Raw genomic sequence first — 13,248 nt, forward strand, 5'->3', positions numbered from 1 at the left:
GTCCTTCCTCAGCCGACCCGCTGGGCCTTGCCGAGCAGCCCTTGCGGTCGGATGAGCAGCACCACGATCAGCACCAGCAGTGCGCCCACGAACTTGAACTCGGCCGGCACGAACAGCGTCGTGAGCTCCGTGAAGAGTCCGATGATGAAGGCGCCGACGATGGCGCCCCAGATCGTGCCGAGGCCACCGAGCACGACGGCGGCGAAGACGAGCAGCAGGATCTTGAAGCCGATCTGGTAGTCGAACCCCTGGGTCAGGCCCAGCAACGCCCCGGACAGCCCCGCGAGGGCCGTGCCCCCGATCCACACGATCGAGATCACCCGCTCCACGTTGATGCCGGTGGAGGCGGACAGCGCCGGGTTGTCGGCGACCGCGCGGGTCGCCTTGCCGATCCGGGTGTACTGGAGCAGGGCCGTCGTGACCAGCAGCGCCGCCATGGCCACCACGAAGACGATGATCTCCTTCGGGGTGATCAGCAGCGGCCCGATCTCCAGCGGCGTGACCGCCGAGTACTGGGAGTAGTTGCGGCTCTGCGCGCCGGCGAAGTACTGGTAGAGGTTGCGGAGGAAGATCGAGAGACCGATGCTCACGATCATCATCGCGATGATGCCGGTGCCGCGGTGCCGCAGCGGCCGCCACAGCGCGGCGTCGTTGAGCCAGCCGAAGGCACCGGAGACGATGAAGGCGACCACGACGCCGACGGCGATCGTGATGTTGACGCCGCCGACGGTGACCTCCCCCGGCAGCTGGTCGAAGGCGTAGGCCACCAGGGCCCCGAAGGTGATCAGCTCTCCGTGGGAGAAGTTGGTGAGCCCGGTCGTGCCGAAGATCATCGACAGGCCGAGGGCCGCCATCGCCAGCAGCGAGGAGAAGACCAGGCCGCCGACGGTGAGCTGGAGGGCCTCGACCGCGAAGCCGGCCCCCGCTGCGCCGGCTTCGCCGATCGGGAAGGTGACGGACTGGTCGTTGTCGAGGTTGATGGGCACGGTGCGGCTCAGGACCTCGGGCTCGGTGTCCTCCGGGAGGGACTCCTCGTCGAGCGAGACCGTGAAGCTGCTGCCCAGCAGGGACACCGCGTCGCCCGGGAGGTCGATCACGAAGGTGCCGTCGGCGCCGCTGGTGGCCTCGCCGACCACTGCGCCCTCCTCGTCCTCGACGGTCACGTCGACGCCCTCGACGCCCACCTGGGGCGTCTCGCGGCGGTCGCAGATGCGGCCGAGGATCGAGATCGTGTCGTCGTCGGTCGGGGTCGGGAGCGCGCATTCGGAGGCCGCGCCGCTCATCCCTGCCGCGGAGGCCGGGGAGGCGGTCGCCGCCACCGAGCTGCTGGCGGTCGCCAAGGCGATGCCGAGCAGTGCGAGCAGTGCTCCGACCGCGACGACGAGCCGTGATCGTGGAGTGTGCATGTCCCTCCGTTCCGGCGCCCGGGGTCGGGCGTTGGTTGGTCAGGAACCCTAGACCCTGCGAGGCCCTCACGGTGAGAGGGCCGACCGCGGCGTTGCCGAGGCGTTACCGAAGCGTGGCCGCGAGCGCGACCAGGAAGGGGGCGACCAGCAGCGCCGGGAGCAGGTCGGCGACCGGGACCTCCCGGATCCGGAGCAGCCTCAGGGCCACGCCCAGCAGCAGCACGCCGCCGGTCGCGGTGAGCCCGGCGACGTACGCCGTGGGCAGCACGTCGCCGAGCAGCACCCCCACCACGGTGAGGCTGCCCTGCACGACCACCACCGTCACGACGCTGGCCGCGACCCCCCACCCGAACGTGGCGGCGAAGGCCATCGCCGCGAAGCCGTCGAGCACCGACTTGAGGTAGAGCTCGTCGGCGCCGCGGCCCAGCCCGTCGTTGAGCGACCCGAGGATCGTCAGCGGACCGGTGCAGAAGATCAGCGACGAGGCGACGAACCCCTCGATGAAGCGGTGCCGCTCGGCGGAGCCGGTCTCGGAGGTCAGCCGCGACTGCAGCCAGCCCCCGAGCCCCTCCACGCGGCGCTCGAGGTGCAGCAGCGACCCCACGATGCCGCCGAGCAGCACCGATCCGAGCACGACCAGGACGGGGGCGCTGGGGCCGATCTCGGCGACCAGGACCGCGTCGGTCACGGCGAAGGCCGACAGCATCGCGATCACGGCCGTGACCAGGCCCAGGCCGTCGGTCACGACGTCCCGGGTGCGCTGCGGGAGCCGGTGCCCGAGGAGCACTCCGAGGCCGGCGCCGACCAGCACCGCCACGACGTTGACGACGGTGCCGATTCCGGGAAACAAGGGACTCCTCTGACAGCGGACGGACCCTGAGCGTAGTCTCGGGCGGAGGTGCCGGGCTCGGGGGACACGAGGCCTGGCGTACGAGAGGTCGAGATGCGTTCTCCGGTGCACCTGCGGGCTGCCTGTGACACCGATGCACCCGCGCTGGTCCACATCTGGTCCGACGTGATGCGCCGGGTCGGTCCCGAGCAGCAGGTCGAGGACATCCGCCACGTCGTCGACCGGGTCTCCGCCATGCCGGAGGAGCGGATCGTCGTGGCCGAGGTCGAGGGACAGGTCGTGGGCGCGGTGCACCTCCGGGCGACCACGTTCAGCCCGATCAACCTCGAGCGCGTGCTCCAGGTGATCTCGCCCCACGTGCTGCCCGACTTCCGCCGCCACGGCATCGGCAGCGCGCTGATGCAGGCGGCCGTGGAGTTCGCCGAGGAGCTCGGCATCACCCACGTCGGGACCGCGGTCGCCGCCGGCTCCCGCGACTCCAACCGCTTCATGGCACGGCTCTCGCTGGGCCCGGCCGCCACCCTCCGCGTCGCGCAGGTCGGGTCCGTCAAGAACCGGCTCTTCGCCAGCCACCGGCCGATGATCGCCCGGGGCGGCGCCCGCCAGCTCACGCACGTGCTCGCCGCACGGCGCTCGCTGCGCCGCCAGCAGCCCTCGGAGGGCTAGGGCTCAGCCCCCGAACCGGTCCGCCGGCAGCAGCGTGCAGGTGATCCGGGAGGTGCACACCCGGCGGCCCCGCTCGTCGCTGATCACCACCTCGTACGACGCCATCGACCGTCCGAGGTGGATCGCGGTCGCGACCCCGGTGACCGTCCCGCCGGTCGCCGCCCGGTGGTGGGTGGCGTTGATGTCGACGCCGACGGCCAGCCGGTCGGGCTGCGCGTGGAGCGCGGAGCCCACGGATCCGAGGGTCTCGGCCAGCACCACCGACGCCCCGCCGTGGAGCAGGCCGTAGGGCTGGGTGTTGCCCTCCACGGGCATGGTCCCGACCACGCGGTCGGCCGAGATCTCCAGCAGCTCGATCCCCATCTTCTCGTTCAGGCCGCCCATGCCCTGGGGCATCTGCGCGATGTAGTCGGCCACCGACACGTCCGTCTGCTCCTGGCTCATGCGACCCATTGTTCCCGAGGCGCCCCCGGTCCCCGGTGGGGACCTCGCGCTGTCGGTGAGCCCGGATAGGGTTCGGACCGTGTCCGACACCACCCAGCGCCTGCTCCTGCTCGACGGCCACTCCCTGGCCTACCGTGCGTTCTTCGCGCTGCCGGTGGAGAACTTCTCGACCACCGCCGGTCAACACACCAACGCCGTCTACGGCTTCACCTCGATGCTGGTCAACGTCCTGCGCGACGAGCAGCCGACCCACGTGGGCGTCGCCTTCGACAAGTCCCGGCAGACGTTCCGCCTCGACGAGTACGCGGACTACAAGGCCGGCCGCAACAAGACGCCGTCGGAGTTCTCCTCCCAGCTGCCGCTGATCCAGCAGATGCTCGACACCCTCGCCATCCCCCACCTCCAGCTCGAGGGCTACGAGGCCGACGACATCATCGCCACGCTCGCGACCGAGGCCACCCGCGAGGGCCTCGAGGTGCTGATCCTCACCGGCGACCGTGACGCGCTCCAGCTGGTGAGCGAGACGTGCACCGTCCTCTACCCCATGCGCGGGGTCTCCGAGCTCGCACGGATGACCCCCGAGGCCGTCGAGACCAAGTACGGCGTCCCGCCGGCCCGCTACCCCGAGCTGGCCGCGCTGGTGGGGGAGACCTCCGACAACCTGCCCGGGGTGCCCGGCGTCGGCCAGGGCTACGCCGCGAAGTGGATCAACCTCTACGACGGCCTCGACAACGTCATCGCGCGAGCCGACGAGATCACCGGCAAGAAGGGTGAGGCGCTGCGCGCCCACCTCGCCGACGTGATGCGCAACCGGCGGCTCAACGCGCTCGTCACCGACCTCGACCTCGCCCTCGGCCCGGCCGACCTCGCGGTCGGTGCGTGGGACCGCCAGGCCGGGCTCCAGCTGCTCGACGAGCTGGAGTTCCGCGGCGACCTTCGCACCCGCCTGCTGGAGGTGGTCGACGCCGCCTCTGAGGAGCCGATCGACGAGAGCGGCTTCGAGCTGGCCGGGAGCCGGCTGTCGCCGGGCGAGGTGGCCGGCTGGCTGACCGCTCACGCGAGCGGCGAGGGCCGGACCGGCCTGACCGTGCAGGGCAGCTGGCGCGGCGGCACCGGCGAGGTGTGGTCGCTCGCCCTGGCCGCCGCCGACGGCACCGCCGCCTGGCTCGACGCCGCCGAGATCTCCCCCGAGGACGACGCCGCCCTCGTGTCGTGGCTCGGCGACCCGGGGCGGACCAAGGTGATGCACGACGCCAAGGGTCCGATGCTGGCCCTGGCAGCCCGGGGCTGGGAGCTGCGGGGCCTGGTGAGCGACACCGCCCTGGCCGCCTACCTCGTCCGCCCCGACCAGCGCTCCTACGACCTCGCCGACCTGACGCTGCGCTACCTCAAGCGCGAGCTGCGCACCCATGCCGGCGACGCCGGGCAGGCCGAGCTGTCCTTCGACACCGACGAGAGCACCGGCGCCCAGGACGTCGCGATGCTCCACGCGCGGGCGGTCCTCGACCTCGCCGACGCCCTCGACGACGCGATCGAGGAGCACGGCGGCGCCCGGCTGCTGGCCGAGATGGAGCTCCCGCTGGTCGACCTGCTCGCCGAGATGGAGCAGGTCGGGATCGCCGTCGACCTCGACCACCTCGAGTCGCTGGAGTCCCACTTCGCCGGCGAGGTCAAGCGCGCCGCCGACGACGCGTACGCCGTGATCGGCAAGGAGATCAACCTCGGCTCGCCCAAGCAGCTGCAGGTCGTCCTCTTCGACGAGCTCGACATGCCGAAGACCAAGCGCACCAAGACCGGGTGGACCACCGACGCCGACGCGCTGCAGTCGCTCTACGAGAAGACCGAGCACCCCTTCCTCACCGCGCTGCTCCGCCACCGCGACGTCGCCCGGCTGCGCCAGACCATCGAGGGGCTGCTCAAGACGGTCGCCCCGGACGGCCGGATCCACACCACGTTCAACCAGACGATCGCGGCGACCGGTCGGCTCTCCAGCACCGACCCCAACCTCCAGAACATCCCGATCCGGACCGAGGAGGGGCGCCGGATCCGCGAGGGCTTCGTGGTGGGGCCGGGCTACGAGTCGCTGATGACCGCCGACTACAGCCAGATCGAGATGCGGATCATGGCCCACCTCTCCGAGGACGCGCTGCTCATCGAGGCGTTCCGCTCGGGCCGCGACTTCCACGCGGTGACCGCCGCCCGGGTCTTCGACGTCGAGCCCACGGCCGTCACGACGGAGATGCGGGCCAAGATCAAGGCGATGAACTACGGCCTCGCCTACGGTCTCTCGGCCTTCGGGCTCGGCCAGCAGCTGCGGATCGACCCGTCCGAGGCCCGCGGGCTGATGGACGAGTACTTCGAGACCTTCGGCGGGGTGCGCGACTACCTCACCGGCGTGGTCGACGAGGCGCGCCGTTCCGGCTTCACCGAGACCATCTGGGGCCGGCGCCGCTATCTCCCCGACCTGACCAGCGACAACCGGCAGCGCCGCGAGATGGCGGAGCGGATGGCGCTCAACGCGCCGATCCAGGGCTCCGCGGCCGACCTGATCAAGGTCGCCATGCTCCAGGTGCAGGCGGCGATCACCGAGGCCGGCCTGGCGTCACGGATGCTGCTGCAGGTCCACGACGAGCTCGTCCTCGAGGTCGCGCCGGGGGAGCGGGAGCAGCTCGACGCGCTGGTCCGCGAGCAGATGGGGTCCGCGGCCGAGCTGACCGTCCCGCTCGACGTCTCCGTCGGCACCGGCCGCAGCTGGCACGAAGCCGCCCACTGATCAGCTGCGGGCGAGGGTCCGGTCCCGGCGTACGAGGCGGGCGGTGAGCCCGAGCAGCAGGGCCAGCAGGATGGCGTCGACGACGATCACGCGCACCACCAGCTCGGTGACCGACCCGGCCGTGGCGCCGGCGGCCACCATGGCGAGCAGCGCAGCCCAGATCAGCAGGCTGCTGCGACGCCCCTGCCGTGCCAGCACGGCGTAGACGAGCAGCTGCACCATGGCGAGCACGGTCCCGAGCAGCGCGAAGAGCCAGAGCTGGCCGGTGATCTCGGCGAACTCCTGGCCGCCGATGAAGACCAGCGCCACCTCCGGCAGCAGCCAGCACGCGACCGTCCCGACCGTCCCCAGCACGCCGATGGCGGTGATGCTGCGTACCAGGGCGGAGTCGCGCTGCCCCTCGCGCGCCATCGCAGGGAAGGCGACGACCACGACGAACTGCGGCAGGAACAGCATCGCCTTGGTGAGGATCAGCCCGCCGGCGTAGAGACCGCTGTCGTGGGGCGTGAGCACGTTGCGGGCGACGACGATGTCGAGGTTGGAGAGGGCGAAGAAGGCCAGCAGCGTCTGGGAGTTGGCCAGCGACTCGGTGAGGATGGCGCGGCCGCTGTGGCGGTCGGCGACCGCACCGGGCTCGCGCTCGTGGCGCAGGGCCCACCAGCCGACGACGACGGGGAAGACGCAGCCGACCGAGACGGCCAGCACGGCGGAGAACTCGCTGGGCGACCACACCAGCAGTGCGACACCGAGCGCGAGACGCGGTACGCCGGCCGCGACGTAGACCGCCCCGAGCGCAGCCCACCGCCGCTCGCCCTGCAGCACCCCGGCCTGCCCGCCCATCACGGTGAGCGGGATCGCGGTGAGCGCGACCAGCAACGCGGTCCAGAAGCTCTCGAGGCGCAGCACCCGCTCGATCACCGGTGTGAGGACAAGCAGGACGGCGCCGGCTGCCAGGGCGGCCTGCCAGCTGACACGGAGGATGCCCCGCTCGATCTGGTCGACGTGGGCGGCGTCCGCGGAGATCCGGCGGGCCGCGGTGGCCTGCAGCGCCAGCGCGATCACGCTCACGACGAGCAGGAGGTTCATGACCGCGGCCACGCCGCCGTACTGCTCGGGGCCGAGGACGCGGGCCGCGAGGATCGTGTAGCCGTAGGTCGCGATGTTCATGACGGCCATGGCGACGGCGATCTGGGCGCCGCCCCTCACCGGGGACGGGACGGCGGACGGCGCGTCCGCGGTGTCCTGGTCCCAGCTCACGCGTCGAGGGTAGGCGGTGCCGCACGGCGTCGCCGGGTCGGCGCCAACGGCGCCGACATGAGACCGACGACACATCCACGTGAACTTGTTATTTTCCGGTTACCGGACGGTAAACTCCGGCGACCGCGCATACCGTGCGGTCCGCGGCCGGGAGGGCCGTGGTAACCGTGGAGGGACCCGCGTTTCGTATGCGTAGAACCTTGATCTCCGGGCTGCTGCTGGTCGCGGCCGCCTTCATCACCGTGATGCTGAGCAGCTGGCTCGACCTCGAGCTCGACTCGGTCGCCCTGCTCGGCCTCGCCGCCGGCGCGGTCGTGGCCCTGGTGCCCGACGCCACCGCCGGCCGTCGTCTCGCCGGCTTCGCGCTGGGCGTCTTCGTCACCGTGCTGAGCTACTACGCCCGCGCGTCGATCCTGCCCGACACGGCCACCGGTCGCGCGGTCTTCGCTGCGCTGGCCGTCGCCCTGTGCGTCGGCGTGGCGATGATCAGCATGGACAAGCTCCCGCTGTGGAGCGCGCTGCTCGGCGCCGGCACCTTCGCGGGTGCCTTCGAGGCCGCCTACTCCGCCGCGCCGCCGCGCGTGGTCGACAACTCCTTCACGAGCATCACCGCGCTGGCCATGTGCGTGGGCATGGGCTTCCTGGCAGCGGCGATCGCGGCCGCCCTGGCCCGTCCCGAGCAGGAGCACAAGCACGCCGCCGACGACAACACGGCCACCACCGACGAGCTGATGGAGACCGCCAAGTGAGGACCACCATGAAGCCCACCCTGACGGTGGGCGCAGGACTTGCCGCGCTCGCGCTGACCGCGGTCGCGACCGCTCCCGGCGCGTACGCCGCGGAGGGCGACGTCGACGTCGTCAACACCGAGACCGTGCAGGTCTACGTCAACGCCGACGGCGACGTCGAGAGCCAGCGCGTCTACGAGCAGCTCACGATGACCGGCTCCGGCCAGGTCGAGGTCGCCAACCCGATCGAGGAGAGCGGCCTGCGCAACCTCGACGGTTTCGACGGCTACTCCGTCGAGGACGGCGTCCAGAACGTCGAGGTCGACGTCGACGGCACCGAGCGCCTGCGCTCGGTCAGCGACTACACCGGCGAGCTGCCGCTCGACATCTCCATCGAGTACCGCCTCGACGGCGAGCTCGTCGAGCCCGGCGACGTGGTCGGCGAGACCGGTGAGCTCGAGGTGCTCTACACGGTGAAGAACATCACCGCGCAGCAGCAGGAGGTCACCTTCGACGACGGCAAGGGTGGCACCGTCACCGAGATGGCCGAGGTCCCGATCCCCATGGTGGGCTCGCTCACCACCGTCGCGCCCCCGAACTTCACCGAGGTCTCCTCCGAGCAGGCCAACCTGGCCGGCGACGGCAAGGGCGGCACCAAGATGAGCTTCACGATGACGCTCTTCCCGCCGCTCGGCTCCGACGAGGTCCAGTTCGGCTACACCGCCAACGTCACCGACGCGGTCGTCCCGTCGTCCTCGGTCTCCGCACTGCCGGTGAACCCGCTCGAGAGCCCCTCCTTCAAGACCGCCGGCGAGAGCTACCAGTCCGGCTCCGAGACCGGCATCAAGCTGGCCGAGGGTGCGACCGAGATCGACACCAACCTGCTCAAGCTCCGTGACGGGGCCGCGACCCTCCTCGCCGGCCTGATCCAGCTGAGCGACGGTGCCGACGAGCTCAACGCCGGCCTCGCCGGCGAGGCCGCCCCGGGCGCCCAGAAGCTGGCCGACGGTGCCGGTGAGCTCAACGACGGCCTCGGCCAGATCGACGACGGCGCGGGCCAGCTGGCCGACGGCGCCGGCAAGGCCAGCGACGGTGGCGACCAGCTCGCTGCCGGTGCCGGCGAGCTCAACGACGGGCTCGGCAAGATCGACGCCGGTGCGGGCGACCTCGCCGACGGCGCCGGTCGCCTCGCCGGTGGAACCGGAGACGCGCTGACCGGCAGCAAGAAGCTCGAGGGCGGTCTCAAGCAGATCCGCGACGGGCTGGCCCAGCTCTCCGACGTGGAGGGCCTGCCGAAGGCGCTCGCCGGCGCCAAGCAGCTCAAGGCGGGTGTCGACGAGATCGTGACCAAGGTTGGCAGTGCCAGCACCCCGGGGACCCTCCTGTGGGGCATCAACCAGCTTGCGGTAAAGCTCCCGGCTGCTGAGACCGGCTCGGCCCAGATCCTGGGTGGCCTGCAGAACCAGCTGCGACCGGGCCTGGCCCAGGCCAAGGGCGGCGTCGACCAGGTGCAGGGCGGCCTCGCCGCCGCCGTGGCGACGGGCGGCAGCCTGGACCAGCTCACCGCGGGCCTCGATGGCCTGCGGGGCTTCTGCGACGTCGACGAGCCGACCTGCGGCCCGACGATCACCGCGCTGCAGGATGGCGTGGCCACCAGCAAGAGCAACCTCACGGCCGCCAACCAGGGCCTGCTCCAGGTCTCGGGCGGGCTCGGCACCGCCATCGGTGCCCTGGACGCGCAGCTGATCCCCGGCGCGACGGCGCTCAACAGTGGCCTGACCGAGGCGGCGGCGGGCGCGGCACAGCTCGACGCGAACGGCCCGGCGCTTCGCACTGGTCTGCTGCAGGTCCAGGCGGGTCTCGCCGACCTCGTCACCGGTCTGACCGGCGCCGTGGGCGGGGCCTCGCAGCTCGCTGCGGGCGCCGACGAGGCGTACGCCGGCTCCGGCGACCTGTCCGACGGCCTCTCGCAGATCGACGGCGGCGCCAACGAGCTCGCCGACGGTGCCGGTCGCCTCGCGGCCGGTACGGGTGACGCCGAGGCGGGCTCGCAGAAGCTCGCCGTCGGTGCCGGCGACCTGGCTGCGGGCCTGAACACCCTCACGGCCGGTGCGCTGAAGCTCGCCGGTGGAACCGGTGACGCGGCGGAGGGCTCCACGCTCCTCGCCGACGGCGCCGGCGACCTGGCCGAGGGCCTGGGCGACGCCGCAGAGGGCTCGGGCCGGCTGGCCGACGGCATGGCCGAGGCCGCTGACGGCGCCCCGGCGCTGGTCGACGGTGCGGGCCGCCTGTCCGACGAGGGCATGTCGCAGCTGATCGACGCGGGCACGGACACCGCGCAGGACTACGGCAAGCTCTACGCCGTGATCGCTGCCGGTGCCGAGCGGGCCGACACCGAGAGGATGGCGTACGGCGCCCCGGAGGACGCCGTGGGTCAGACCGCCTACACCTACGAGCTGCTCGGTGACGACGGCGAGAGCGGCCGCAACACCAAGCGCGGCCTCGCCGCGCTGGCCCTGCTGGGCCTCGGTGGCGGCGCGATCCTCGTGGGTCGACGCTTCGTCTGATCCGCTCCGCTCCACAGCCGCGGCGCCGTCCCGAGAGGGGCGGCGCCGCGCTGCTGTCCCCGCCTCCCTGACCGGGGCGGCGTGGCGGCCTACCCTTGATGGGCCCGCCGAGGCCGCGGGTGTCCCGCCCCCGGGGAGTGGTGATGAGGTTTCGGGCCCGGAAGCTGTTCAGCCGGAAGGCCGTGGTCGCAGCTGCGGCGGCTCTGGTGACCGGGCTCGGGCACCTGGGCCCCGTCCCGGGTGACGCGTCCGGGAAGCGGGTGGAGGCTGCGGAACGTCAGGCAGCGCGGCAGCCCAACATCATCTTCTTCCTGACCGACGACATGTCCTCGCGACACCTGCGCCACATGCCGAACACCCGGAAGCTGATCTTCGGGCAGGGCGCCAGCTTCACCGGCTTCCACGCCAACGTCCCCCTGTGCTGCCCGGCCCGGGCGTCGATCCTGACCGGCAAGTACGCCCACAACACCGGTGTCCTCGGCAACGCCTACCCCGGCGGGTTCCACGGCTTCCACGTCGGTGACGAGGCCAGCCGGACCTTCGCGCTCGCCTTGCAGCAGGCCGGCTACCACACCTCGCTGATGGGCAAGTACCTCAACGGCTACCCGTTCATGCGGTCGACGCCGGAGCACGCGGTGGAGCCGACCTACGTCCCTCCGGGGTGGTCGGACTGGGCGGTGCCGATCCGGCGCGCCTTCACGGGGCGCAACTACGACCTCAACCTCAACGGGGAGATCCTGCGCATGCAGGGCCCCCGCAACTACCTCGGCGACCACCTCCACGACCGCGCGATGACCACCATCAGGCGCAACCGGGACCGCCGGGGGCTGGCGCTGTTCCTCTCCTTCTTCGGTCCCCACAACCCGGCACCTGCCTCGCCGCGGGAGCGGCGCGACCAGGAGCTCCAGCGCAGGGTCGCCACCCTGAGGGCGCCACGCACCCCCGACTTCAACGAGGCGGACGTCAGCGACAAGCCGGCGTACGTCCGCGACCTGCCGGTGATGGGTCGGCAGGTGCGTGACGAGCTCGATGCGGCGTTCCGGCGCCAGGTCGTCTCGCTCACGAGCATCGACCGGTACGTCGGCGACGTGGTCGACCAGCTCCGCCGCAGCCGCCAGCTCCGCAACACCTACCTCGTGTTCACGAGCGACCACGGCTACCGTCTCGGCGCCCACCGGCTCAAGCGCGGCAAGAACAGCCCCTACCTGCCCGACGTGCGGGTGCCGCTCGGGATCCGCGGCCCCGGGATCGCGCCCGGCACCCGCGTCGACGCGCTCGCCGCCAACATCGACCTCGCCCCCACGTTCGCCGCCATGGCCGGACTCACGCTGCCCTACGTCCACGACGGGGAGTCGTTGCTCCCGCTGGCGCAGGGCGAGGTGCCGGACGCCTGGCGTCGCTACCTCTACCTCCACCGCGGGAACGTCTCGCCCTACGCCACCAGTCCGCGAGGGCTCCGGGAGCCGGCGACCAGGATGGAGCAGGCGACCGAGGTGCGGATCCCGTACTTCGAGGGCGTGGTCTCACGGACCCACACCTACGTCGTCTACGAGACAGGGGAGGAGGAGCTCTACGACACCGTGGCAGACCCCCACCAGCTCGAGAACCTGCTCGCCCCGGGCGGGCCCGGGGGAGCCGGCGTCCGTGCCGAGATGCGGGTCGCGCTGGCGAGGCTGGCGGGCTGCGTGGGTGTCGAGGGCTGTCGGGTGCGCTGACGGGCGGCCGGGACTCAGCCGAGGTCGGCCGCGAAGATCGCGGTTCCGGGGGTCAGCAGCCCTCGGGTGCGCGACCAGCCGCCCCAGACCCGGTCGTGCTCCTCCGGCCACTCGGGCTCGACCAGCCGGGTGATGCGGAAGCCGGCACCGGCCAGCAGGCTCACCCAGTCGCCCAGGGTCCGGTGGTGCTCGACGTAGGCGACCTCGCCGGTCTCGTCGTCCACCTCGACGTAGGGCGTGCGGTCCCAGTACGGCTGGCTCGCCGTCAGCCCCTGCTCGCCCGGGTCGTCGGGGAACATCCAGCGGGTCGGGTGGGTGATCGAGAAGGCGTAGCGACCGCCGGGCCGGAGCACCCGCGCGCTCTCCGCGACCGCCCGGTCGATGTCGCTGACGAACTGCAGCGCCCCGAAGGAGGAGAAGACGACGTCGAAGGAGCCGTCTGCGAACGGCAGGTGGGTGGCGGTGCCGAGCACCACCGGGACGGTCAGCCCGGTGTGGTCGTCGATGCGGCGCGAGTGCTGCAGCTGCCGGTGGGAGAGGTCGAGGCCGACCGCCCGGCCACCGCGCGAGCGGACCCAGCGGCAGCACTGCCCGGCTCCCGACCCGACCTCGAGCACGTCGCGGTCGGCCACCTCGCCGAGCACGCCCGCCTCTTCCTCGGTGAGTCCCTCGGGCCCCCACACGAAGCCGGCGTCGCCGAGGAACGAGCCGTGCGTCGCCTGGTACTCGTCGGCGTACCTGTCCCAGTCGGGGCCGTTCGCCGATCGTGACTCGACCTCGTCGACCGGCCGCCGCTCCACCCGCACCGGCGGGTGCGGCCACGCTTCCTCCACGGGACGACC

General features: G+C 72.1%; 10 protein-coding genes. 5 read left to right on the plus strand and 5 right to left on the minus strand.

What is annotated here, in order from left to right:
• Positions 1-8 precede the first annotated feature (8 nt).
• Together EXE57_RS00375 and EXE57_RS00380 are read right to left on the minus strand one after the other, a co-directional pair.
• Positions 9-1,406, minus strand: a complete 1,398-nt coding sequence (locus EXE57_RS00375; protein WP_135072961.1) for a branched-chain amino acid ABC transporter permease — start codon at positions 1,404-1,406, stop codon at positions 9-11.
• Positions 1,407-1,509: 103 nt separating this feature from the next.
• Complete coding sequence (locus tag EXE57_RS00380; RefSeq protein WP_135072963.1) at positions 1,510-2,256, minus strand: DUF554 family protein; 747 nt, start codon at positions 2,254-2,256, stop codon at positions 1,510-1,512.
• A gap of 93 nt (positions 2,257-2,349) precedes the next feature.
• Between EXE57_RS00380 and EXE57_RS00385 the strand changes: the two genes are divergently transcribed.
• Complete coding sequence (locus tag EXE57_RS00385) at positions 2,350-2,922, plus strand: GNAT family N-acetyltransferase (RefSeq protein WP_135072965.1); 573 nt, start codon at positions 2,350-2,352, stop codon at positions 2,920-2,922.
• Positions 2,923-2,925: 3 nt separating this feature from the next.
• Here EXE57_RS00385 and EXE57_RS00390 read toward each other — a convergent pair whose 3' ends face one another.
• Entirely contained in the window at positions 2,926-3,366 is a 441-nt protein-coding gene (locus EXE57_RS00390) for a PaaI family thioesterase (protein WP_244246921.1), read from the minus strand.
• On the opposite strand from EXE57_RS00390, the gene polA reads away from it, so the two are divergent.
• Positions 3,365-6,139 carry a DNA polymerase I gene (gene polA / locus EXE57_RS00395; RefSeq protein ID WP_135072968.1) on the plus strand — a complete coding sequence of 925 codons (2,775 nt, stop codon included), beginning with the start codon at positions 3,365-3,367 and terminating at the stop codon, positions 6,137-6,139. The genes EXE57_RS00390 and polA overlap by 2 nt on opposite strands.
• Here polA and EXE57_RS00400 read toward each other — a convergent pair whose 3' ends face one another.
• The gene (locus EXE57_RS00400; RefSeq protein WP_244246923.1) at positions 6,140-7,396 is read right to left on the minus strand and encodes a lipopolysaccharide biosynthesis protein; all 1,257 of its coding nucleotides are present in this window, start codon (positions 7,394-7,396) and stop codon (positions 6,140-6,142) included.
• A 188-nt stretch (positions 7,397-7,584) separates the two neighbouring features.
• On the opposite strand from EXE57_RS00400, the gene EXE57_RS00405 reads away from it, so the two are divergent.
• The 3 genes from EXE57_RS00405 to EXE57_RS00415 all read left to right on the plus strand — a co-directional run bounded on the left by EXE57_RS00405 (position 7,585) and on the right by EXE57_RS00415 (position 12,406).
• Positions 7,585-8,145 (plus strand): hypothetical protein, encoded by a 561-nt coding sequence (locus EXE57_RS00405; RefSeq protein WP_135072971.1) that lies wholly within the window; start codon positions 7,585-7,587, stop codon positions 8,143-8,145.
• 8 nt (positions 8,146-8,153) lie between these two features.
• A complete protein-coding gene (locus EXE57_RS00410) occupies positions 8,154-10,691 on the plus strand; it encodes a YhgE/Pip domain-containing protein (protein WP_135072973.1) in 2,538 nt (845 codons plus the stop codon).
• Positions 10,692-10,834: 143 nt separating this feature from the next.
• Positions 10,835-12,406, plus strand: coding sequence for a sulfatase family protein (locus EXE57_RS00415; RefSeq protein WP_167305762.1), 1,572 nt, complete (start codon positions 10,835-10,837; stop codon positions 12,404-12,406).
• A 14-nt stretch (positions 12,407-12,420) separates the two neighbouring features.
• Here EXE57_RS00415 and EXE57_RS00420 read toward each other — a convergent pair whose 3' ends face one another.
• A complete protein-coding gene (locus EXE57_RS00420) occupies positions 12,421-13,239 on the minus strand; it encodes a class I SAM-dependent methyltransferase (RefSeq protein ID WP_167305763.1) in 819 nt (272 codons plus the stop codon).
• Positions 13,240-13,248 lie beyond the last annotated feature (9 nt).

Source organism: Nocardioides euryhalodurans, from assembly GCF_004564375.1.
Lineage (GTDB): Bacteria > Actinomycetota > Actinomycetes > Propionibacteriales > Nocardioidaceae > Nocardioides > Nocardioides euryhalodurans.